Here is a 22,649-nt window from a genome sequence, read left to right as displayed (position 1 = left end):
GCTGCAAAATAACGATTTTTTATTGGAAATACCTTATGGAATGCGGGACTTTTTACCGCATGATGCCGCTATAAAACGCAATGTGGAAAATGTGTTGGCGGATTTATTTCAATTGTGGGGCTACAATGAAGTAATAACACCGGCAGTGGAATATCTTGATACGCTTACTATGGGCAATAAAGATGAACTTAATAAGCATATGTTCAAGTTTTTTGATAAGAATAATAGAACGTTGACTTTGCGTAATGAAATGACTACTTCCATAGCCAGATTAGTTGCCAGCCGCATGCAGGCTGAGAATCTGCCGCTTAAACTATCATATATCTGCAAAGTATATCGCTATGAACAGGCACAAACAGGGCGTCAGTGTGAATTTTATCAAGCTGGTGTTGAATTTATGGGCAATGAACAGCCATCAGCTGATGCTGAAATAATTGCTTTAGCCATTAAGAGTATGCAGAAAAGTGGTTTGAAAAATTTTCAGGTATGTATAGGACAGGTAGAATTTATTAATGGACTTATGCAGCAATGGCAATTGCCAAATACAGTTCAAACAGACATTCGCATGGCTTTGGAAAAACATGATTTGGTAAAATTAGAGCAGATAGCTGATGTAATAGATTTAGCAGCTGAAGCCAAAAAAATATTGAAAAAATTACCATTACTGCATGGTAAAGAGGAAATTTTACAACAGGCAGCACAAATTGCCGATAATGATAAAAGCCGCAAGGCTATCGAAAATCTTACAAATATTTATCAAATGCTTACAGAATACGGATTAGCAGAGTATATAGTATTTGATTTGGGTGTAATTCGTGATTTTAGTTATTATACCGGAATGGTTTTTGAAATTTATGCGCCAGGGCTGGGGTGTCCTTTGTGTGGCGGTGGTCGTTATGATAATCTTTTGGCAAATTTTGGCAAGGCTTGCCCGGCTACCGGATTTGCCTTGGGCTTGGAACGATTGATGCTGGCGTTGGAAAAACAAGGTGATTTAGAAGAATTGATCAATACAAAAGATAATTATGTGGCCTATGCTGATGGCAAATTAGCCGAAGCAATAGATAAAGCAATGCTTTTACGAAGTGCTGGCGAAATAACTGAGCTCGCCGATAGACCTCAGACTTTATTGCAGGCGGAAGAATATTGCAATGACAAGGGGTATGTAAATTTGGTTTATCTGCAATGATAAGACGGATAATGCAGGTATGCCGTGCATTACGAGCACAGATAACAACGGCAGATAAGCTGTTTATTGATAAATATTTAACAGCTGAACAGAAGAAATTATTTATGCAGATGAATACCCATGATAAAAAGCATGCCTTAAATACTGCCTATAGTGCAGAAAAATTAATGACGGGAAAAGCTGACATTAATCAAAAAAAATTGCTGAAAGCAGCACTCTTGCATGATATTGCACGTACAGCAGATGAAATTATCTTAAGTGATAAAATAATTTTTGTGCTGATTAGAGCAATATCTAAAAATTTATTAAATTATATTGCAGCAGACAATGCCAGAGGTTTTTTATCAAATAGGCGCAGAGCTCTTTATATTTGTGAGCATCATGCCGAAATAGCAGCAAATAAGCTGGAAGAACTGCAGGAACAGGAAATAGCGGATATTGTTCGCAGACATCATTGGCCAGCACAGAAAAATGATTCATTGGAACTTAAGCTGCTGCGTCAGGCTGATGAGCTTAATTAAAACATAATGGAAAGGCGTGGCTACATGTCAGCAGAAAATATGGAATATCTTACAATTGCACTGCCTAAAGGCAAGGTTTTTGGTAAAGCGGTGCAATTATTTGAGAAAATAGGCTATACAGCAGAAGGCCTTAGTGATAAATCACGTAAATTGATTATCACCAATGAAGAACAGAAAATACGATTTATAATTACCAAAACAGCTGATGTACCTGTATATGTAGAATACGGAGCAGCAGATATTGGTGTTATTGGCAAAGATGTTTTAATGGAAACAGATAAAGACGTCTATGAACTGCTGGATCTTAATATTGCCAAATGTCATTTAATGATGGCTGTGCCAAAAGACAAAAAACGAGCCAATTTACTCGATTATGCCAATACGCGTGTAGCAACGAAATTTCCTCACATTGCCGCAGCCTTTTTTAACAGTAAGGGTATGCAGATGGAATATATAAAACTGCATGGATCAATTGAGCTGGGGCCGATTGTTGGTTTATCGGAAAGTATAGTCGATATTGTAGAAACAGGAACAACCTTACGGGAAAATAATTTAGAAGAGTATGCTTTTATTGTTGATGCTACAGCCAGACTTATTGCCAACCGGGTAAGTTTTAAAATGAAATTTGAGCGCATAAATAAATTATTGGCGGATTTGCGCAAGATAATATAAAAAATAATTGATATTTGTGTTAATTAATAAATAGTGTAGCATTTAAAGCCGTTCCTGCACAGTGTGTACTATAGCTCTGCTTTGCCTACTACATTTCTAAGCACTAAAGTGCAAAGAACTGTAGCATAGAATGCTACAGCATTAAGAGCTATAGCATAGGGACGGTGGTTTGACGAAGTCAAGTCGGAAGGGTTAACCCCTCAGGCAGCTCTGCTGCCAGCTCCCCTAAAGGGGAGCCTTTAGGGGAGCTAAAATTTTAACTTAAAGCAGGAGGATATATATGCTTAAATATCGTGCAGGACTTAAAAATTTACCGACATATGATGTAGGCGAGGCTGACTGGAAGATAAAATTAAATGCCAATGAATTTAATATGAATCTACCGGCAGTAGTGGAAGACAGGGTTATGGGACGTCTTTCTCGTCTGGCATTTAATCGTTATCCAGGGATAGAAGTAGAATCGTTAAAAGAACAATTAGCAGCCGCCTATAATGTACAAATGGATAATATTCTTATTGCCAATGGTTCCAGTGAAATATTAGAAAAAGTATTTTTTTGTCTTGGCGGACGTAATCGTAAAATTGTTTATCCGCAGCCGTCTTTTTCAATGTATAAAATATATGCTGATTTAAGTGGCTCAATAAGCGTACCATTCGATTTAAATGATGATTATACACTTGATGCTGAAAAATTTGTTGATACAGTGAATATTAATAAAGCACATTTAGCTGTTATTTGCGCACCTAATAATCCCACAGGGACAGCGGTACCATTGCGTGATATTGAATACATAGCCCAAAATATCAATTGTGCCTTTATTGTGGATGAAGCCTATGTTGAATTTGCTGATGAATCAGCTATGCAGATTTTGTCTAAATATCCCCATATGATAGTGGCTCGTACTTTTTCTAAAGCTTATGGTTTGGCTGCTGCCCGTGTTGGGTATGCTATAGCAGATAGTAAAGTAACTACAATGCTTGGCAAAGTATTTATGCCTTATCATGTAAATAGTTTATCAGCAGCCGTTGCTGATATTGTATATCAGATGCGTCATGAATATGAATCACGTATTTCGATGATAAAAGCAGAGCGGCAAAGGGTAAATGATGAACTGGTTAAAATAGCTGGTGTAAAAGTATATCCATCTAAGACCAATTTTATTCTGATAAAATACGATAGAGCACAGCAGCTTAATGAATATTTATATAATATCGGTATTGGTGTCAGAAGCTTTGGTAATGCACCACGTCTTGATAACTGCATTCGGATAACGATTGGTCTGCGTGAAGAAAATGATGCCTGGATAAAAGCAGTCAGGGACTTTATAGTTAATAATTAAATAATACGAGGTGGCAAATATGCGGCAGTCGGCAATAAAGCGTAAAACAGCAGAAACAACGCTGTCGATTAAGTTGAATCTTGATGGCAGCGGCAAGCATAATATAGATACAAATATAGGTTTTTTTGACCATATGCTGACCTTATTATCAGTGCACAGCCTGATTGATCTTGATGTAAAATGTATTGGAGATATAGAAGTAGACGGCCATCATAGTGTAGAAGATACCGGTATTGTTTTGGGAGATGCTTTTATGCAGGCTATTGGTAATCGACAAGGCATAAAACGCTATGGGACTTTTTATATACCGATGGATGAGAGCTTGGCTATGGTTTCACTGGATATTAGCAACAGGCCTTATCTTGTATATGAAGTGGGCGATTTAGCACCGATGATTGGCAGCTTTGATAGCGAGCTGGCTGAAGAATTTTTCCGTGCGTTTGCTGTTCATGCCGGACTTACGCTGCATATTAAAGTTTTATATGGGAAAAATTCCCATCATAAAATTGAAGCTGTATTTAAAGCTTTAGGGCATGCACTGCGTGAAGCAGTAGAAAATGATCCTAAAGTGCAGGGCGTTCCCAGCAGTAAGGGGGTATTATAATGATTGCTATTATTGATTATGGCCGCGGTAATTTATTCAGCGTTGAAAAAGCTTTTGAATTTTTGGGTGCAGAAGCGAAAATCACTAATGATATTACTGAAATAAATAATGCCGATAAAGTGGTACTGCCAGGGGTTGGAGCTTTCGGTGACTGCATGGAGACACTCACTAAAAGCGGTTTGGTACCAGTATTAAAAAAGGCCGCTGCAGAAAAACCGTTTTTAGGTATTTGTCTGGGATTACAGCTGATGTTTGAAGGCAGTGAGGAAAGTCCGGGAGTTGCAGGCTTGGGAATATTTTCCGGTATGATAAAAAAAATACAGGCCAAGGATCTAAAAATTCCCCATATGGGCTGGAATAATATATTTGCTGAAGAATCAGCGACCTTATTTAAAAAATTACCACAGCGTCCCTATGTTTATTTTGTGCACAGTTATCATGCCGTGCCTGTTGATAAAAATATAATAACCGCATGGACGGAATATGGTGAAAAAGTAACAGCGGCAGTTGGTAAGGGCAATGTTCAGGCTACACAGTTTCATCCAGAGAAATCAGGGGATATTGGGTTACAGATTTTAAGAAATTTCATTGATAGCTGAATAAAATAATCAACAGCCATTATGTTATAATAAAGAAAATGAATAAAGGAGGAGTAATTGTATGGCAGAACTTTACGGATTAGAAACACAGTCAGATATTAATAAATTGGAAGTATTTTTCGATTATACCTGTCCTTATTGTTATCGCGGACATAAAAATTTAATAGAATTATTAGCAGATAATAGCATGGAGATTATTTGGCGGCCCTGTGAGGCACATCCATGGCCGGAAGAGCATGGAACTCATAGTGATTTGGCAATTGCCGGAATGTACTTTATTGAAGAAAATGATGGTAATTTAGTAAAATATCATCAGCTGGTTTTTGCAGCTAATTTTGCTGAGCAAAAAAATATTGCCGATATAAATGTTTTAAGTGCAATAGCAGAGCAATGTGATGTAGATAAAAATGCTTTTAAGAAAGCACTGCAAGCGGGTAAATATAAAGAGTTGGTTATTGCCGGAAATAAATATGCCTGGCAGGAAAAAGCCTTTTCAGCAGTGCCAAGTTATGCTCGAGGCTGTCATACAATTGGTTCTGACAACGGTATTATGGTAACACGGCAGGAATTAGCAGAATTTATGGTGAAAGACTTATAATAGAAATATTATTACGGTTAAGGAGTGTGAAGTTTAATTTATGTTAGTTATACCAGCTATAGATATTCGCGGTGGTAAATGTGTACGTTTATTTAGAGGTGATTTTTCCAAAGAAACGGTTTTTTCGGATAGCCCGGCACAAATGGCAAAAAAATGGATGGATATGGGAGCTAGATATTTGCATCTTGTTGATTTAGATGGAGCACTGGCCGGAAAACCGCAAAATATTGCTACAGTAAAAGATATTATTGCTGCTGTGGACATTCCTGTAGAACTGGGGGGCGGAATACGCACACTGGAAGATATTGAAAATATATTGTCAATTGGAGTGGACAGGGTTATCTTAGGCTCGGTAGCTGTGCACGATCCGCAATTGGTAAAAGCGGCTTGTGAAAAATTTGGCGAGAAAATAGTCGTAGGTATTGATGCTAAAGAGGGGATAGTAGCTGTAGAAGGATGGGAAGTATCAGGTAATATGGCGGCGCAGGAACTAGCTAAACGCATGGCAGCTGTCGGCGTGAAAAATATTATATATACTGATATATCTCGTGATGGAACACTACTGGGCCTAAATATAAAGGCTACGGCCGACTTGGCCAAAAGCAGTAGAGTAAATATTATAGCATCAGGTGGTTTTTCCAATTTAGAGGAAATTGAGCAGCTGAAAAAACATGAAAGTGATGGCATTACAGGTGTTATTGCCGGGAAAGCTATTTATACCGGAGCAATTGATTTGCGGGCAGCACTGAAAATTGCCGAGAAAAAGTAAATGTACACAAAAAGAATAATACCATGTCTTGATGTCAAGGAAGGCCGGGTAGTAAAAGGGACTAATTTTGTTTCTTTGCGTGATGCAGGTGATCCAGTAGAATTAGCCTGTTTGTATGACAAGGAAGCAGCTGATGAATTGGTTTTTCTTGATATAACCGCATCGAATGAAAAACGTAATACAATGATTGATGTAGCATCAAATTGTGCGTCCCAGGTTTTTATACCATTTACTGTAGGCGGCGGTATCAGGACAACACAGGATATGCGTAATATGTTAAAAGCCGGAGCAGATAAAATATCGCTTAATAGTGCTGCCGTAAATAATCCCAGCTTGATTTCTGAAGGAGCTGAAAAATTTGGCCGCCAATGTGTAGTTTTGGCAGTAGATGCCAAACAAAACGGTGAGAATTCGTGGGAAATATATATAAACGGTGGCAGGACGCCTACGGGGCTGGATTGTATCGAATGGGTAAAAAAGGCAGTTGATTTAGGCGCCGGTGAAATTCTATTAACTAGTATGGATTGTGATGGAACCAAAACCGGCTATGATATTGCCTTGACACGAAGTGTATCAGAAGCAGTTGGCGTGCCTGTCATAGCTTCGGGCGGTGCTGGTGAATTGTCACATTTTTATGATGTGCTGACAGCAGGCAAAGCCGATGCAGTATTGGCGGCATCCGTATTTCATTATGGACGTTTTAAGATTCGTCAGGTCAAAGAATATCTATTGGCACGTGGAGTGGAGGTAAGATTATGAGTATTGATATAAGTAAAGTGAAATTTGATGCTAATGGACTTGTTCCCGCCATTGTTCAAGAGGTGGATAATAATCAAGTTTTAATGATGGCTTATATGAATGAAGAATCTCTCCAGCAGACATTGCAGACGGGCTTTACATGGTTTTTCAGCCGCAGCCGGCAAAAACTCTGGAATAAGGGAGAGACTTCCGGCAATAAGCAAAAGGTAGAAGAAATATTTTATGACTGCGATGGAGATACACTGCTGGTGCGGGTACATCAAAGCGGTGTAGCTTGTCATACGGGTACTTATACCTGCTTTAGCGGACGACGGCTTGGCAAGTCAGCTAAAGCGATTGCCTTGGTTAATGAACAGGAGAAATCAGAGAAGAGTTTAACACGTGTGCTCAATGATTTATATAATGTTATCCAAGATAGAAAACTTCATCCAGTTGAGGGTTCCTACACGAACTTTTTATTGCGGCATGGTCAGGATAAAATTTTGAAAAAACTGGGCGAAGAAGCAGTCGAAACCATTATTGCATCTAAAAATAATGATAAAAAAGAAATTTTGTATGAAATGGGAGATTTGTGGTATCATTGTTTAGTCGCATTGGCTTATCACAATATAGCGCCGGATGAACTTTTAAATGAACTTGTTGGCAGAAGAAGCGGCGGCGAATACCATAAATTTATCGATCCTGATGATTTAGATCCAGAAGAATAATGAAACGAGGCTGTCGCACGTTAAAAAGTGTACAACAGCCTCGTATTTTATGTTTTAAGGGAGAAAAATTATATGAATAGAGCAGCACAGGAATTTTTACAGGAATCATCTTGGGAATCCGGGCAAACTGTAGAAAAAATAAATAAACCTAATGTACAATTATCATTCGACCGCAGTAAAAAAATGATAATATTGCCGGAACCAGAATTATTGCAGGATCATGAAGTTAATTTTCTGGAACTGATAGAGCTTCGTTCAACTTTGCGGCAATACAGTGATATACCATTATCATTGAAGGAATTATCTTATTTATTATGGTGCAGTCAGGGCGTTAAGGCCGCTAATGAAAATATGACTTTGCGGACGGTTCCTTCAGCAGGTGCCTGTCATTCACTGGAAACCTATATTATCATGAATAATGTTGAGGGTTTAGAAGCAGGGATGTATCGTTTCTTAGCTATTGAGCATGCGCTTATTCCACTAGAAATAAATAAGGACGATATTATTGGATGTTTTTCAACTTTTAGAGTTGTGGAGAATAGTGCTGTTTCTTTTTTATGGAGCACTGTTATAGAGCGATTAAGTTATAAATTTGGTTCAAGAGCTTATCGTTATGCTTTTCTTGATGCAGGACATGTCTGTGAAAATCTTTATTTGGCAGCGCAGACTATTGAAGCAGGTGTTTGTCCGTTAGGGGCTTTTGCTGATAAAAAAATTAACAGCCTGATGAATTTTGTAGAGGAAAAACAGTTTATGATTTATGGTGCAGCCGTAGGTAAAATATAATTGACAACTAAAAAACTGTTACAGCATTGTGGGCTGTAACAGTTTTTTTTATTTATCATCTTCATCTGAGGCGGCAGCAGCGAAAAATTTCTGTATTCCCATAAAGATACCTTCGGCAATTTTTTCGTCACCATCATCAGACATCAATAATTTTTCTTCATTAGGATTGGAAATAAAAGCCACTTCTATTAAGGTAGCCGGCATTACGGTATGTTTTACAACATAGAAATTACAGCTGCGCGTGCCGCGATCCGGTGTATGTATTTCTTCAATGACACCTTGGCGCAAACAGTTAGCTAGACGTTTGCTGACACCGCTGCCCTTTTCATAATAATAACTGGAAGTACCAGTCGCATAGCTGTCAGTAAATGAATCATTATGAATACTTAAAAATATATCGGCTTTATTTTTATTGGCAATATCACAGCGGGCCTGTAATTCTTCAATATCGGTGGCTGTAGGCGCGGCAACAGAAGTATCGGTTGTTCGTGTCATAATAACTTTGGCACCAGCTTTTTCCAATAATTTTTTTAAATCCAGACCAATTTGAAGTGTGGTATTTTTTTCCATGCCCTTAGATGGGCCAATGGCACCAGAATCATTGCCGCCATGACCAGGATCAATGGCAATAGTTTTACCCTTTATTCCCGGTGTTTTAAAAATACTCATATCAAAATTATTTAACTCTACTGTTGGTGTAGCAGTAGTTGGCGAGGTATTTGAATTTACTGCAGAAACATTGGAAGAAACAGCTGATTTTTCATTAGCTTGTGGGGTAGTAGAGGTTGAAGCAGCTTTATTAAAATCCATAACCACACGATAAGGAATTTTTCCGCCGCTTAAGGCAAAAACATCATAAGCATTTCTTTGAGCGGCTGTATTTACAACAATGCGTACGGTATTAGGCGTAAATTGGGCGATATGAACATTAATATCATCTATTGTGTATTTTGTTTTTAGCTTGGGGTTAAGCCATGAACCTTTTAAATCGATGACAATTCTATTAGGAGCCGTTAAGCCGAAAGATTCATAATCTACTTCTTTAGTGGCGTCAGCCACTAAGCGTAATTTGCCATTAGCAGAACTGACCCGCAAATCATCTATTCTAGCTAAAGAGGCAGCTTTTTGCTGGAAATCACTGGCATAGGCAGTAGGTGTGAAAATTTTAACGAAGACTGTCAGCATTAGTATTGTAATAAAAAAATGGTATAATTTGGGCAAAAAAATCCCTCCTGTCGTTTTACTCCATATATAGCAATATAATTATAATATATTATTTTTTTATATAATTAGACTTTCTAATATTGTACAACAAAGCAATAAAAATTACAAAAAAAAATTATACCACTTGTCATCAATGGTGTTTAATGTATATAATAAAATCGATAATATATAATGGGAGGTTAAAATGAAAAAAATAATACGTGATATAAAAACGAGAACAGAGATATTGTTAGCACCATTTAATTGGTTCTTTAAAAATGAATCAGGCAGTGGTATTATTTTATTGATATTTGCGATAATAGCGATGATTTTAGCTAATACAGCGGTGGCAGACAGCTATAATAAGTTTCTGCATACATATTTGGCAATAGGAACATTTAAACTATCGATATTACATTGGATAAATGATGGCCTGATGGCAATTTTTTTCTTTGTTGTAGGCCTGGAAATAAAACGGGAATTTTTATTTGGTGAATTAAAATCATTGTCAGCAACAATTTTGCCAGTAACAGCAGCAATTGGTGGTATGCTTGTACCAGCAGTAATTTATATGGTTATTAACTGGGGCGAACCAACAATAAAAGGTTGGGGCATACCAATGGCTACTGATATTGCTTTTTCCCTAGGCATTTTATCAATTGCGGCTAGTCAGGCACCACGCAGTATTGCAGTATTTTTAACAGCGCTGGCAATTGTTGATGATTTAGGGGCGATAATCGTAATTGCTCTATTTTATAGTAATGATGTTTCGCTTATTTATTTAATATATGGTTTACTGGCTTTATTAGCAGCGATTGTTCTTAATCACTACGGTAATAAAAATGTAATTCTTTATATTATTATGGGGATAATTGCCTGGAGAGCATTTTATGAGGCAGGTATTCATCCGACAATAGCCGGAGTTATTTTGGGAATGACAATTCCAGCGGACAATAGCCAATGCAGTGATAAATCTTTATTGCATAAAATTGAGCATGTTTTAGCGCCGTATTCTTCATGGTTTATCATGCCGATATTTGCATTGGCTAATGCCGGAGTACCTATAGAATTTTCTGGTTTGACGCAGGTATTTACGCCAGTATCTATTGGCATTGTATTGGGACTAGTACTAGGTAAGCCCTTAGGGATTTTTGGCACAGCTTGGTTTTTATTTAAAATGAAAATATTAAAAATTCCTGAATATACTTCGTATAAGCAATTTTGGGGTGCGGGAACATTAGGTGGTATTGGTTTTACCATGTCATTATTTATCGCATCGTTGGCTTTTACCGCAATCCCGGAATATCTTGTTGCCGCTAAAATTGGTATAATTTTGGCATCATGCCTATCGGGATTAATCGGTATAATTATATTTAAAACGATAAAGTATGAACAATGTTAAACTAAGCTGGCAGGATTGAATATATTAATAACGAATAGTTATATTATAAAAAAGACAAGAGTGAATTAATATGCTGAAAGGGGGGGACGTTTTGCAGGAAAATAATATAAAAAATGCCATTGTAAATATAAAGGTTATCGGTGTTGGCGGCGGTGGCAACAGCGTTTTGCAGCGTATTGCCAAAGAAAAAAACTCAGGTATGGAGCTTATTGCTGTAAATACTGATAAAAAACAATTGGAAACATTGGCACAAGATGATATAACTTTATTGCAGATTGGTGGAAATGTTACTCATTGCTTAGGCTGCGGCGGCAAAGTAAATGCTGGGGAAGCAGCTGTAAGAGATGATGAAGATAAAATAAAAGACGCCATTGTCGGAGCTGATATGATTTTTATGACAGCTGGCATGGGTGGGGGCACCGGTACAGGTGCAATGCCTGTAATAGCAGAGATTGCACGTTCTATGGGGATTTTAACTGTAGGTATTGTGACAATTCCCTTTTCGTTTGAGGGATCGCGTAAGAAAAAAACAGCTTTGGCTGGAGTGGAGCATATGCGTCCATTTATGGATGCAATTATTGTAATCCAAAATGATAAACTGTTGGAGCTACAGGCGGATAAGAAAATGTCGCTTATAAATGCCTTTCATATGGCCGATAGTGTATTACGGCAGGCAATTTACTGCATATCAGAATTGATTTTAACCGTAGGCATAATAAATGTGGATTTTGCAGATGTTAAATCTATTTTTAAACAAAACAGCAATGCGGATGCCTTTTTAGGAATTGGCGAAGCCGATGGAGCGGTAAAAGCTGTTAAAGCAGCTATTGAAAGTCCACTAATCGATAGAAAAATTGCCGGAGCGCGAGGTATAATTTTAAATATCAGCGGCAGCGCATCTTTAAGTCTATATGAAGTAAATGAAGCCACTAAATTTATTTATGAACAAACTGATGAAGAAGTAAATATAATCTTAGGCACAGTGATTGATCAAAAATTAGATAAAAAAGTACGGGCTACAATTATTGCTACTGATTTCATTGATGATAAGGAAACAGCAATACCAACAGTTGAAGCCGAAGTACATAAAAATGAAGGCAGTAAGATAGATTTGCCTCAATTTATGCAGAAGCCATAATTAACAGCTGTTAAAATTAATAATATAATGTCTGATGCCGATAAGTTAAAAAAAAATATATATAAGAGGCGGCTGCACGTTGATAAATACGTGCAGCCGCCTCTTATAGTGAATGGCTGAATTAAACTTTAAAAATATTAATATCATCGGTAAAATATTGGGCCAGTTTTTTGAATTCCCCAATTTTATCAAGCAGACTTTGAATACGTTCATTATAAGTATGAATAGAAGCATTTATTTCTTCCGTAGCAGCCGAGTTTTCCTGGGCTATGTCGACAATAGATTCTATTTTACTATAAACAGCGTTCATATCATCCATTTCTTTTTCGAGCTGGCGAATAATATCCATAGTGTTAGCCGATACATTATGGACTTTTTCTAAATAAACAGCATTCTCTTTGACAGCAGATACCAAGCTGCTGTTTTCTTTTGATAATAAGTCATATTCGTTGTCGACATGACCGACAACTTCTTCGATTGTATTGGTAATAGTAAGCACATCATCAGAGATGATTTTAGATTGCTCCTGCGATTGTTCAGCTAATTTGCGTACTTCTTCAGCAACAACGGCAAAACCCTTACCATTTTCACCAGCACGGGCTGCCTCAATAGCTGCATTCAAGGCTAAAAGATTTGTTTGACCAGCAATAGCAGCAACTGTATTGGTGATTTCAGTAATACGCTTGGCTTGGTTGCGTAAGCCCTCTACCGATTGGTTGACTTTGGCAAAATTGGTCATGCTGGCGTTGATTTTATCTGTGGACAGGCGCACGTTATCAAAACAATTTTCAATTTCACTAACAGCGGTTTTTAAATGACCATTATTATCAACTTGTGATTTTACTACTGTTTGTAGGGTACTGACATTATCATTGAGGATATTTACAGCTTGTGAAACTTCTTCGGAGGCTTTGACCGATGATTCAGCCCTGATATTTACTACTTCAGCAATAGTATCAGACGTCTTGCTCATATCTTCTGCTAAATCGTTAAAAGTATTACCATAACGGGATAATTCATCATTATGGCCCTTAATACCAGTAAAGCGTTTGCGCATACTTACTTTATAATTTTCAAACTGAGCAGCAATGTCTTCAAAAATGTCACCGGACTTTACAGTAATAGTTGTAGAGTATTTATGTTCTTGTAATTGCTGTAAAATATCTTGTATGGCATCGGCGGGTTTAAGAATAATTTTAGCCGCTAACGTACTGATAATACCTGATAATATTGGCAGCCATAGGGGAATATTTAGTCCGGCAAAATTGCCGATGAGTGAAATAATAAATAGTGCAATTATATTTATCAGACCAATTTTAGCAGACAACGAAGGAATAAAGCGCAATAGTGAATTAAGCAAATAAGTTTTAGTATTAGTTATCGGATAGGAAAATTCTAATTTTAGAGTCAAAAAATCAGTGCCTTGTTCTACTGTTTCAATGTTAATTTTTTCCTTGTAGTGCAATGCTGCTCCATCAAGTAAGCCGCGAAAGTAATTAAACTTTTTGCGTTTGGAACGATATGTAAATAATGCCTCAGTAGTAGTAATATTTTTCATTTCGATGGAAGGCGGTTTGGCACCAGGAATTAATTTTGTTATTTCAACATGAATATCAAAAAGTGAATTTAAAAAGGAATATAAATTTTCTTTTTGAAAAAAGCCGGGATAAAATTCAAAAAATGTATTGGCATTGTCTTTACCGATAGCATGCCAAATTTGTGCGGGGGTTTGGCCAATTCGTTTGCCAATATTATCACCGAGTGCCTGCGCTATATTATCATCTATATCTTCACTGGGTAGAAAAACATGGTTGGGAGCAAGACCAATTTCCTGCATAACTTCCCTTACCAAATCCTCTCCCCATAATTTTTTACAGGTGCGGACCCAAGTACCAACGATTGTCCCTTTCATACATATGTACTCTCCTTGTATATAATATTTTTGTCTATTATATAACTTTTTTATAATTAAGTAAAGAAAAACATGTATCAACTAATAATTATTATTGAGTATTGCATTTAAAAACCGCACCATCAGTGAAGTTTTAAGACTGGACAGTGCGGTTTTATAATTAATCGATATCTATTTGTTTAGCGGTGCTTTGTGGCTCGGTTTTTGGCAGATTAATTATTAAAATGCCATTTTCAAATTGTGCCGTTACTTTACTTTCATCAATGTTATCAATATAAAATGAACGGCTCATACTGCCATAACGGCGTTCACGCCGCAGATATTTACCATCGTCATTTTCTTCTTCATTCGATGAAGTTGCTGATGTTTGGATGGTAAGATAACCATTATCATAGCTTAAGGAAATATCTTCTTTTTTCATGCCAGGTAATTCAGCAGCCAGTTCATAAGCAGTGCCAAGATCTTTTACATCTACTTTAAACGATGCAAATCCTGATATTGCCGAATGCATTGGTGCCAATGCTGAACTGAAAAAAGGTTCGTTAAAAATATCAAATAAGCGATCAAAACCTTCTCCCTTTTTAGTGATATTATTTTTACTAAAAGGAACTAAACCAAACATGTAAAAACCCCCTTAAAATATTGATTTATCTTTATAATTCATATTATACTCATAAAAGTCAAGAAGTCAATGATTATAATAAAAAAAGAAAAAATAGTATATAAATCTATTGGAAAAAGAAAATATTTTTGTTATTATTAATAGATATTGTATTAATGGTAATTTTTTTAAGGGATAGGGAGTATGTAGAGTAATGGACAAAATGAGTAATTTGCTAATTTTCCACGACATCATGGAAGATAATGTAATAAGAAAATACAATGAAGCAATTATTAAAAAATCAGAGGAATGCTGGCAGGAATTTCATTATGAAATGATAAAAAAGGCAGAAAAAATTGGCTTATCAGGCAATGCGTTTTCTTCTTATATAGTATATTTATTAGCAAAGGGCAATAATATAGTAGCCGATAACATTCAGCATAATGCAGTAGTAGGAAACAGCTTAAGTATATTATTGGAAGATGAGATGCAGCGGATTATGCCTTATATAGAAAGCATGCTGCCAGCAGATAAGAAAATAAACACGGTGCTTAATGACTACATACCGGGACAAAAATGTTCTATGGAAGGGTATAATGAACTGACAGCCAAATTAGCAGCAGTCAATTCGGCGCAGGAGGCTGCACAGACGTTAATTGCTCATTATAAAAAATATGGCTCGGGTCAGATGGTTCACTATCGTGCTTTTTGCTGGAGTAATGATAATAAACTTAAAGGAATTAATCATTTTGAAAAAATCCGCATGACAGATTTAATCGGTTATGCTAAACAAAAAAAACAACTTGTTGATAACACCTTAACTTTTATTGAGGGAAAACCATATAATAATATCTTATTGGTGGGCAGCCGCGGCACAGGCAAGTCATCTGGAGTAAAAGCTTTAGCTAATGAATATTATAAAAAAGGACTGCGTTTATTGCAGATAACAAAGGATCAAATAAAATTACTACCAGATATCATGGAACATTTACGTAGTTTGGCTGGCTACAAATTTATAATTTTTCTCGATGATCTGTCATTTGATCAGGAGGAACGTGATTATAAATATTTAAAGTCAGTTATTGAAGGTGGTGTAGCTTCCCGGCCGGAAAATGTTGTATTATATGCGACATCCAATCGTCGTCATCTGATTAAAGAAACGTGGAATGACAGAGAGGATACGCAGGAAGAATTATATCGTAATGATAGTGTTAATGAATCGATATCTTTATCAGATAGATTTGGCATCATTATTAACTATGATGCGCCCAATCAGGACGAATATTTGGCAATTATTGATTCATATCTGCAAAAGGAAGGTATAAGCCTGAGTGCGGAGCAATTGCGGGTTGAAGGACTGCGCTGGGAACTTACCCATTCGGGACGAAATGGCCGTGTAGCTAAACAGTTTGTTAATTGGTATCTAGGGCAAAATAAATAATGCAGGTAATTGCCGTGTAGTGATAATATGCGGCAATTACTCGTTTGTATACATAATTCAAACAATTTATAAGATTATTTATATAAAGTTATTTACATTTATATTTTTATCGTTTATAATAAATAAATGAGTAAACGTTTACGAAAAACAGCTTCACACAAATTTTTAGAAAAATTATAATAACACAAAAATATAATTGTTTTTGTTAACTGGAGTTGATAGTATAATATACATAATTTTAGGAACCAGGATTTATTGCTAAAATCTAATAATTAATTTAAGTGTAATATTAGGAGGATATATTATGCAATTTTTGACAATAGTAACCTTTATTCTGGCGTTGGCAGTAGCTGGGATATATACGTATAAAAAAATGAAAAAAGGTGAAACTGCTTCCGGTTCAGAGGACAGCTACTTTTTAGGTGGACGCAGTTTAACCTGGGGCGTAATCGGCATGTCCTTATTGCTTACAAACATGAATCCAACACAATTTGTTGGTATGAGTGGGCAGGTTTTCAGCCAAAATATGAGTAATATGGCTTACGAAGTAACTTCAGGTTTTGTTTTGGCAATTGTAGCGTTGTTATTAGTGCCGCGTTATTTAAAACAAGGGCTTACGACAATCCCGCAATTTTTGGAATATCGCTTTGATAAACAGACTAAGTCAATTGTTTCAATACTATTTATGATATTATTTATTATTAATATAATCCCAACGACTTTATACGCCGGTGCTGTTGCATTAAGTCAGATTTTTGATGTTCAGGAACTTTTCGGTCTTACATTTGCGCAAGGGATTTGGCTTACTGTTTGGATTGTTGGTATAATAGGTTTCTTTTATGCAATTTTAGGTGGTCTAAGAGCTGTTGCTATCTCTGATACATTTAATGGTGTTGCTTTGGCTATCGGTGGATTGCTTGTTCCTATTTTTGCATTAGTGCATATGGGACATGGCAATTTTGCAGCTGGTTTTGCGCAATTTGTATCATCGACTCCAGAAAAATTTAATGCAATTGGATCATTAGGTGATGCCGTGCCGTTTAATGGTGCCATAGTTGGTTTATTACTGGTTAACTTTTATTATTGGGGTACAGACCAGTCAATTATCCAAAGGGCTTTAGCCGCAAAGAATCTTGAACACAGCCAAAAAGGTGTTATGTTATGCGGTTTATTGAAAACGTTTACGCCAATTCTGGTTATCTTGCCTGGCATCATGGCTTTTCAGATGATTGGTAATGATGGTTCACCAGCTGATACAATGTACGCTAAATTGGTTTTGGCAGTATTACCTAAATGGCTCTTAGGATTATTCAGTGCAGCGATGTTTGGTTCGATTTTAAGTGTATATAACGGTGTATTAAACAGTGCTTCAACATTATTTGCCATCAATGTTTATAAACCACGCTGGGGTAAAGGTAAAAGTGATAAACAGATAATTTCTGCCGGGAAAAAATTTGGTATTGTAATAGCTATAATATCAATGATAATTTCACCGATGATCATGTATGCGCCAGCAGGGTTATTCCAATTCACCCAGACTTTATCAGGCTTTTTCAATGTGCCTATTTTTACAATTATTTTTATGGGCTATGTTACGAAAAAAGTGCCGGCAATTGCCGCAAAACTTGGATTGCTATTCTTCATTGTAGTTTACGGTGTTTTGCAGCTTGTAATTCAGCCGCAGATGTCATTCTTATATCAATTACTCATTTTATTTGCCGTAACTTGTTTATTGATGCTTGCAATTGGCAAAATAAAACCACGCTCGGAAGAATTTGTATTGGAAACATATAATATGGTGGAATTAAAGGAATGGAGCCATCGCTATGAAGCTGCTTGGTTTATAACCTTCCTGGTAATATTCTGGTATATTATTTTCTCACCATTAGGTCTGGCCAGCGCACAGGGAGCAGGTATGCATACCTTGATGTATATCGCAGTGGCTGCCGTAATTTGTATAATCGGTGCGATTATTACCAAGAAAAAATTTGTTGAACAATCGCATACTGATGATAGTGAAATAGATTTTTCCCTGAAGAATAAACTGCAGAACCATTAATTTAATAAAAAATTTGATTTTTTTATTAAATAATATATAATAAGACAGAGAAAACGTTTACGAAAATTATAAAAATAGAAAGGAGTCCTATAATGCAAATATTAGATGAGCTTAAAACCGTTTTTTCTCAGCAGTTTAATGCAGAACCAACTAATATGTTTTTCTCACCGGGACGTGTCAATTTAATTGGCGAACATACTGATTATAATGGAGGACATGTATTCCCCTGTGCTATTTCATTAGGGACGTATGCTGCCGCTGCTAAACGTGATGATAATAAAATTTGCTGTTATTCATTAAATATACCTGAGACTGGAGTAATTACAGCAGATTTATCTGATATAACTAATACTAAGGAACATGATTGGGCCAATTATCCGCTTGGTGTTATAAAAATTTTTCAGCAGCAGGGTTATAAATTTCCTTATGGCTTTAATATGGTAATTTATGGTAATCTGCCTAATGGCGCTGGTTTATCTTCATCAGCATCATTGGAAATGTTGACAGCTGAAATATTAAAAGAATTTTATGGGCTTGATATTGCAAGATTGGATATGGTCAAATTATCACAAAAAGCCGAAAATGAATTTGTTGGCATGAATTGTGGTATATTGGATCAATTTGCCGTAGGCATGGGCAAGGAAAATAATGCAATGTTTCTTGACTGCAATACATTGAAATATCGTTACGTACCATTGGTACTGGATGGTTACAGTATTGTGATATCTAATACCAACAGTAAACACAGTTTGGTCGATTCTGAATATAATATGCGCCGAAGTCAGTGCGAACAAGCTTTATCCGATATTCAGAACGTAAAAAAAGTAAACAGCTGGGGCGAACTTGATGAAGAGCAATTTAATGAGGTAAAAAACAGTATAAAAGATACTGTCTGTCAGAGAAGGGCTCGTCATGCTGTTTTGGAAAATCAGCGTACAATAAAGGCTGTAGCTGCACTTGAAAATAAGGATATAGATTTATTTGGTAAATTAATGAATGAATCGCATGTATCTTTGCGGGATGATTACGAAGTTACCGGTAAAGAACTCGATACTTTAGCTGAATTAGCCTGGCAGCAGGACGGCGTTATTGGTTCGCGGATGACCGGCGGTGGTTTTGGCGGCTGCACTGTAAGTATTGTTAAAAACGATTATATTGATAGTTTCAAAAATAATATTGGTAAAGCGTATACACAGAAAATAGGTTTTGCACCAGATTTTTATGTTGCTGATATTGGCAGCGGAACCCATATTATAAAATAAAAGTCTTTTGCCTATAGGGAATATGTATTTGCGCTCGGTAATATGGTATGATATTTCCGGGCGCAATTTTTGCTTAAAAATTATAGGCACTGATAATTAATAAAGTGAGGTTATTTATATGGCAATATTAGTATGTGGAGGAGCCGGCTACATTGGTTCACATATGGTGGATGAACTTTTAAAACGTGGGGAAGCTCCGGTGGTAGTGGATAATTTACGCACCGGACATCGTCAGGCCGTACCGGAAAATGTAAAATTTTATCAAGACGATATCCGTGATGAAAAAGCACTCGACAAAATTTTTACAGAAAATGATATTGAAGCGGTAATCCATTTTGCGGCGTGCTCATTAGTTGGGGAAAGCATGGAAAAACCCCTGCTTTATTTAAATAATAATGTTTATGGTATGCAGGTTTTACTGGAAGCTATGGTTAAGCATAATATTGATAAAATAGTATTTTCATCGTCAGCGGCTACTTACGGTGAACCGAAAAAAGTGCCAATTATGGAAGATGATGAAACTAAGCCAACCAATCCTTATGGCGAATCGAAACTTACTATGGAAAAAATGATGAAATGGGTAAGCCAGATACATAATGTACGTTATACATCGCTGCGTTATTTTAACGTGGCAGGTGCGGCTGAAGATGGTCATATTGGTGAAGCTCATAGCCCGGAAAGTCATCTTGTTCCAATTATTTTACAGGTACCATTAAAGCAACGTGATGCTATAACTGTATATGGGGAAGATTATCCGACAAAAGACGGGACCTGCATCAGGGACTATGTTCATGTTGTGGATTTGGCAGATGCTCATATGAAAGCTTTAGAGTATTTACGTGCTGGTAATAAAAGCGATATATTTAATTTAGGCAGTGGCAATGGCTTTTCTGTAAAAGAAATGATTGATGCGGCTAAAAAAGCAACAGGTCTTGACATAAAGGTAATTACAGGGAAAAGACGTCCCGGCGATCCAGCTCAATTAGTGGCATCTAGTGAAAAAGCAGAGCGCGTACTTGGCTGGCAGCCACATTATACTGATATGGAAAGTATTATCAGTACAGCGTGGAAATGGCATAAAAATCACCCAGAAGGATTTAAAGATTAAAAAATCGAGGCTGAGCAGATGAAAATAAATTATGAAATAAATAGGCTGCTTAATTTTGCTTGGCAAAATGGCATGATTGAAGAAAGTGATATAGTATATTCAGCAAATTTATTGCTGGATGTACTGCAGTCCGAGGCGTTTGAACCTGAAACAATAACAGAAGTACTGCCAGAGGCATCGCAAATTCTTGCTAATATGCTGGACTATGCTGTAGAAAAGAATATTATAGACGATACTGCCGCTCAAAGAGATTTATATGATACGCGTATAATGAATTGTGTCATGATGCGCCCATCGGAAGTCATTGCTAAATTTGATGCTTTATATACGGAATCACCACAAAAAGCAACGGAATTTTTTTATAAATTGAGTACAGTATCTAATTATATAAGAAAATCACGTGTTGATAAAAATATAATTTGGCAGACTGCTACTGAATATGGTGATTTGGATATTACCATAAATCTATCCAAGCCGGAAAAGGATCCGCGCGATATAATCAAGGCGAGAAATGTAAAATCAGCATCGTATCCCAAATGTTTATTATGCCGGGAAAATGAAGGTTTTGCCGGCACAATAAGTCATCCGGCCCGTCAGACACATCGCCTTATACCATTAACGTTTAATAAGCATCAATGGTATATGCAGTATTCGCCGTATACTTATTATAATGAACACTGCATTGTACTCAATGCAGACCATATTCCAATGAAAATAGCACGAACAACTTTTATTAATTTATTGTCTTTTGTAGAAAAATTACCGCATTATTTTATTGGATCTAATGCTGATTTACCAATTGTTGGTGGTTCTATTTTATCGCATGATCATTATCAAGGCGGTCATTATGATTTTGCTATGGCCAAGGCGCCTATTGAAAAAGAATATAGTCTAAAAGCTTATCCTAGTGTTAAAATAGGACGGGTGAAATGGCCAATGTCAGCATTACGACTAAGCGGCAGTGATAAAGAAAAACTTATTGATTTAGCGGAATATATTTTAAATAAATGGCGTGATTATTCAGATGAAAGTGTCGATATTTTCGCCTATAGCGGTGACGTGCGACATAATACCATAACGCCTATTGCCAGAAAACGCGACAGCAATTATGAGCTGGATCTGGTACTGCGCAATAACCGTACTACTGAGCAGTATCCGTTGGGAATTTTTCATCCGCATGCTGAGGTTCATCATATTAAAAAAGAAAATATTGGTTTGATTGAAGTTATGGGACTGGCCGTATTGCCAGCTCGTTTAAAGACGGAATTGGCCCAGATTGAGCAGGCTTTATTAACAAACGTAAGTGATATAAGTACTAATGAAACAATAGCTAAACATGCTCATTGGTATGAAAAATTGCATAAAAAATACAAGGGACATATTGACAAAAATAATATTACTGCTATCCTAAATGATGAGGTAGGTAATATTTTTATGCAGGTATTAACGCATGCAGGTGTTTTTAAACGTAATGAAACCGGTATGGCAGCCTTCGATAAATTTATATCTACACTATAATTTTATTTAAGGATGAGAAGCTGATGAAAACTACGACAATAATAGATGTAGCAAAAAAAGCCGGTGTTTCTGTGGCAACAGTATCGCGTGTTGTCAATGGAAATTATCCTGTAAAAGAGGAAACAAAGAAAAAAGTAATGAAGGCAATTGATTAAATGGGAGCCGCACACTCGTGACTTTAGTCGTGAGTTAGGCGACCAAACTAGTCAGTATGTATAGAAATATGCATATAGAGATTGGCAAAAAACCAATCCAATACTGCTTGAAATGCTGGAAACTCCTAAAGACAGTATAGCCACAACGCTAAGATGAAATAAGCTCAAACGTGACGGCGACGAAAGTAGAAAAAATATACTGTATGGTGCATGGTTAAACCCTAAACACTAAGAAAATGGACAATCAGCAGGAAAGCTCCGAACAGGAGAATCCCCAACGACTATTCCTCTTGAGGGAAGTACGGTC

21 protein-coding genes and 1 pseudogene are annotated in these 22,649 nt (G+C 36.6%); 19 read left to right on the top strand and 3 right to left on the bottom strand.

Going from position 1 to position 22,649, the window contains the following annotated elements; all coding sequences use genetic code 11:
• Position 1 precedes the first annotated feature (1 nt).
• The 11 genes from hisZ (at position 2) to HNR32_RS07200 (ending at position 8,543) form a co-directional block, all read left to right on the top strand.
• Positions 2–1,189 (top strand): ATP phosphoribosyltransferase regulatory subunit, encoded by a 1,188-nt coding sequence (gene hisZ, locus HNR32_RS07250; RefSeq protein WP_231038165.1) that lies wholly within the window; start codon positions 2–4, stop codon positions 1,187–1,189.
• Positions 1,186–1,710 carry an HDIG domain-containing metalloprotein gene (locus tag HNR32_RS07245; RefSeq protein ID WP_183861173.1) on the top strand — a complete coding sequence of 175 codons (525 nt, stop codon included), beginning with the start codon at positions 1,186–1,188 and terminating at the stop codon, positions 1,708–1,710. The genes hisZ and HNR32_RS07245 overlap by 4 nt, the downstream gene beginning before the upstream one ends.
• 24 nt (positions 1,711–1,734) lie before the next feature.
• The gene (hisG, locus tag HNR32_RS07240; protein WP_183861170.1) at positions 1,735–2,382 is read left to right on the top strand and encodes an ATP phosphoribosyltransferase; all 648 of its coding nucleotides are present in this window, start codon (positions 1,735–1,737) and stop codon (positions 2,380–2,382) included.
• A 280-nt stretch (positions 2,383–2,662) separates the two neighbouring features.
• Complete coding sequence (hisC, locus tag HNR32_RS07235; protein WP_183861168.1) at positions 2,663–3,721, top strand: histidinol-phosphate transaminase; 1,059 nt, start codon at positions 2,663–2,665, stop codon at positions 3,719–3,721.
• Between the two features lie 19 nt (positions 3,722–3,740).
• A complete protein-coding gene (gene hisB, locus HNR32_RS07230; protein ID WP_183861166.1) occupies positions 3,741–4,325 on the top strand; it encodes an imidazoleglycerol-phosphate dehydratase HisB in 585 nt (194 codons plus the stop codon).
• Positions 4,325–4,924, top strand: a complete 600-nt coding sequence (gene hisH, locus HNR32_RS07225) for an imidazole glycerol phosphate synthase subunit HisH (RefSeq protein WP_183861164.1) — start codon at positions 4,325–4,327, stop codon at positions 4,922–4,924. Before hisB ends, hisH begins: the two co-directional genes overlap by 1 nt.
• 61 nt (positions 4,925–4,985) lie before the next feature.
• Positions 4,986–5,522 (top strand): DsbA family oxidoreductase, encoded by a 537-nt coding sequence (locus tag HNR32_RS07220; protein ID WP_196611079.1) that lies wholly within the window; start codon positions 4,986–4,988, stop codon positions 5,520–5,522.
• 40 nt (positions 5,523–5,562) lie between these two features.
• Positions 5,563–6,291, top strand: a complete 729-nt coding sequence (gene hisA / locus HNR32_RS07215) for a 1-(5-phosphoribosyl)-5-[(5-phosphoribosylamino)methylideneamino]imidazole-4-carboxamide isomerase (RefSeq protein WP_183861162.1) — start codon at positions 5,563–5,565, stop codon at positions 6,289–6,291.
• Positions 6,292–7,050, top strand: coding sequence for an imidazole glycerol phosphate synthase subunit HisF (hisF, locus tag HNR32_RS07210; RefSeq protein ID WP_183861160.1), 759 nt, complete (start codon positions 6,292–6,294; stop codon positions 7,048–7,050).
• Positions 7,047–7,757 carry a bifunctional phosphoribosyl-AMP cyclohydrolase/phosphoribosyl-ATP diphosphatase HisIE gene (hisIE, locus tag HNR32_RS07205; RefSeq protein WP_183861158.1) on the top strand — a complete coding sequence of 237 codons (711 nt, stop codon included), beginning with the start codon at positions 7,047–7,049 and terminating at the stop codon, positions 7,755–7,757. The genes hisF and hisIE overlap by 4 nt, the downstream gene beginning before the upstream one ends.
• A gap of 72 nt (positions 7,758–7,829) precedes the next feature.
• A complete protein-coding gene (locus HNR32_RS07200; RefSeq protein ID WP_183861156.1) occupies positions 7,830–8,543 on the top strand; it encodes a SagB/ThcOx family dehydrogenase in 714 nt (237 codons plus the stop codon).
• Positions 8,544–8,591: 48 nt separating this feature from the next.
• Here the strand turns inward: HNR32_RS07200 and HNR32_RS07195 are convergent, their stop codons facing one another.
• Entirely contained in the window at positions 8,592–9,764 is a 1,173-nt protein-coding gene (locus HNR32_RS07195) for an N-acetylmuramoyl-L-alanine amidase (protein WP_183861154.1), read from the bottom strand.
• 187 nt (positions 9,765–9,951) lie between these two features.
• On the opposite strand from HNR32_RS07195, the gene nhaA reads away from it, so the two are divergent.
• Together nhaA and ftsZ are read left to right on the top strand one after the other, a co-directional pair.
• Complete coding sequence (nhaA, locus tag HNR32_RS07190) at positions 9,952–11,148, top strand: Na+/H+ antiporter NhaA (protein ID WP_196611078.1); 1,197 nt, start codon at positions 9,952–9,954, stop codon at positions 11,146–11,148.
• Between the two features lie 91 nt (positions 11,149–11,239).
• Positions 11,240–12,286: a cell division protein FtsZ gene (gene ftsZ, locus HNR32_RS07185; protein WP_231038100.1), complete on the top strand. Its 1,047-nt coding sequence runs from the start codon at positions 11,240–11,242 to the stop codon at positions 12,284–12,286.
• Between the two features lie 121 nt (positions 12,287–12,407).
• Here the strand turns inward: ftsZ and HNR32_RS07180 are convergent, their stop codons facing one another.
• Entirely contained in the window at positions 12,408–14,198 is a 1,791-nt protein-coding gene (locus HNR32_RS07180) for a heme NO-binding domain-containing protein (protein ID WP_183861150.1), read from the bottom strand.
• Positions 14,199–14,358: 160 nt separating this feature from the next.
• On the bottom strand, positions 14,359–14,820 hold the full coding sequence (locus HNR32_RS07175; protein WP_183861148.1) for an Hsp20/alpha crystallin family protein: 462 nt from the start codon (positions 14,818–14,820) through the stop codon (positions 14,359–14,361).
• A gap of 202 nt (positions 14,821–15,022) precedes the next feature.
• Between HNR32_RS07175 and HNR32_RS07170 the strand changes: the two genes are divergently transcribed.
• From HNR32_RS07170 to HNR32_RS07145, 6 genes and pseudogenes are all read left to right on the top strand, one after another.
• Positions 15,023–16,240 (top strand): ATP-binding protein, encoded by a 1,218-nt coding sequence (locus HNR32_RS07170; protein ID WP_260162562.1) that lies wholly within the window; start codon positions 15,023–15,025, stop codon positions 16,238–16,240.
• Positions 16,241–16,544: 304 nt separating this feature from the next.
• Positions 16,545–18,299: a solute:sodium symporter family transporter gene (locus HNR32_RS07165; RefSeq protein WP_183861144.1), complete on the top strand. Its 1,755-nt coding sequence runs from the start codon at positions 16,545–16,547 to the stop codon at positions 18,297–18,299.
• Positions 18,300–18,391: 92 nt separating this feature from the next.
• A complete protein-coding gene (locus HNR32_RS07160) occupies positions 18,392–19,561 on the top strand; it encodes a galactokinase (protein ID WP_183861142.1) in 1,170 nt (389 codons plus the stop codon).
• A gap of 118 nt (positions 19,562–19,679) precedes the next feature.
• Complete coding sequence (gene galE, locus HNR32_RS07155; protein WP_183861139.1) at positions 19,680–20,669, top strand: UDP-glucose 4-epimerase GalE; 990 nt, start codon at positions 19,680–19,682, stop codon at positions 20,667–20,669.
• An 18-nt stretch (positions 20,670–20,687) separates the two neighbouring features.
• Entirely contained in the window at positions 20,688–22,187 is a 1,500-nt protein-coding gene (gene galT / locus HNR32_RS07150; protein ID WP_183861138.1) for a UDP-glucose--hexose-1-phosphate uridylyltransferase, read from the top strand.
• A 23-nt stretch (positions 22,188–22,210) separates the two neighbouring features.
• Positions 22,211–22,336: pseudogene (locus HNR32_RS07145) on the top strand (LacI family DNA-binding transcriptional regulator); the annotation flags it as partial.
• Positions 22,337–22,649: the final 313 nt, after the last annotated feature.

The sequence above is a fragment of the Pectinatus brassicae genome, from assembly GCF_014201835.1.
In the GTDB taxonomy this organism is placed as follows: Bacteria; Bacillota; Negativicutes; order Selenomonadales; family Selenomonadaceae; genus Pectinatus; species Pectinatus brassicae.
The sequence above is the reverse complement of the archived record's forward strand: the minus strand, read 5'-3'. Positions and strand labels throughout refer to the sequence as shown.

Bases quoted from the DNA above. Each gene is read 5' to 3' on its own strand.
- HNR32_RS07245 (WP_183861173.1), top strand. From the start codon at position 1,186: ATGATAAGACGGATAATGCAGGTATGCCGTGCATTACGAGCACAGATA.
- hisG (WP_183861170.1), top strand. From the start codon at position 1,735: ATGTCAGCAGAAAATATGGAATATCTTACAATTGCACTGCCTAAAGGC.
- hisC (WP_183861168.1), top strand. From the start codon at position 2,663: ATGCTTAAATATCGTGCAGGACTTAAAAATTTACCGACATATGATGTA.
- hisB (WP_183861166.1), top strand. From the start codon at position 3,741: ATGCGGCAGTCGGCAATAAAGCGTAAAACAGCAGAAACAACGCTGTCG.
- hisH (WP_183861164.1), top strand. From the start codon at position 4,325: ATGATTGCTATTATTGATTATGGCCGCGGTAATTTATTCAGCGTTGAA.
- HNR32_RS07220 (WP_196611079.1), top strand. From the start codon at position 4,986: ATGGCAGAACTTTACGGATTAGAAACACAGTCAGATATTAATAAATTG.
- hisA (WP_183861162.1), top strand. From the start codon at position 5,563: ATGTTAGTTATACCAGCTATAGATATTCGCGGTGGTAAATGTGTACGT.
- hisF (WP_183861160.1), top strand. From the start codon at position 6,292: ATGTACACAAAAAGAATAATACCATGTCTTGATGTCAAGGAAGGCCGG.
- hisIE (WP_183861158.1), top strand. From the start codon at position 7,047: ATGAGTATTGATATAAGTAAAGTGAAATTTGATGCTAATGGACTTGTT.
- HNR32_RS07200 (WP_183861156.1), top strand. From the start codon at position 7,830: ATGAATAGAGCAGCACAGGAATTTTTACAGGAATCATCTTGGGAATCC.
- nhaA (WP_196611078.1), top strand. From the start codon at position 9,952: ATGAAAAAAATAATACGTGATATAAAAACGAGAACAGAGATATTGTTA.
- HNR32_RS07180 (WP_183861150.1), bottom strand. From the start codon at position 14,198: ATGAAAGGGACAATCGTTGGTACTTGGGTCCGCACCTGTAAAAAATTA.
- HNR32_RS07175 (WP_183861148.1), bottom strand. From the start codon at position 14,820: ATGTTTGGTTTAGTTCCTTTTAGTAAAAATAATATCACTAAAAAGGGA.
- HNR32_RS07170 (WP_260162562.1), top strand. From the start codon at position 15,023: ATGAGTAATTTGCTAATTTTCCACGACATCATGGAAGATAATGTAATA.
- HNR32_RS07165 (WP_183861144.1), top strand. From the start codon at position 16,545: ATGCAATTTTTGACAATAGTAACCTTTATTCTGGCGTTGGCAGTAGCT.
- HNR32_RS07160 (WP_183861142.1), top strand. From the start codon at position 18,392: ATGCAAATATTAGATGAGCTTAAAACCGTTTTTTCTCAGCAGTTTAAT.
- galE (WP_183861139.1), top strand. From the start codon at position 19,680: ATGGCAATATTAGTATGTGGAGGAGCCGGCTACATTGGTTCACATATG.
- galT (WP_183861138.1), top strand. From the start codon at position 20,688: ATGAAAATAAATTATGAAATAAATAGGCTGCTTAATTTTGCTTGGCAA.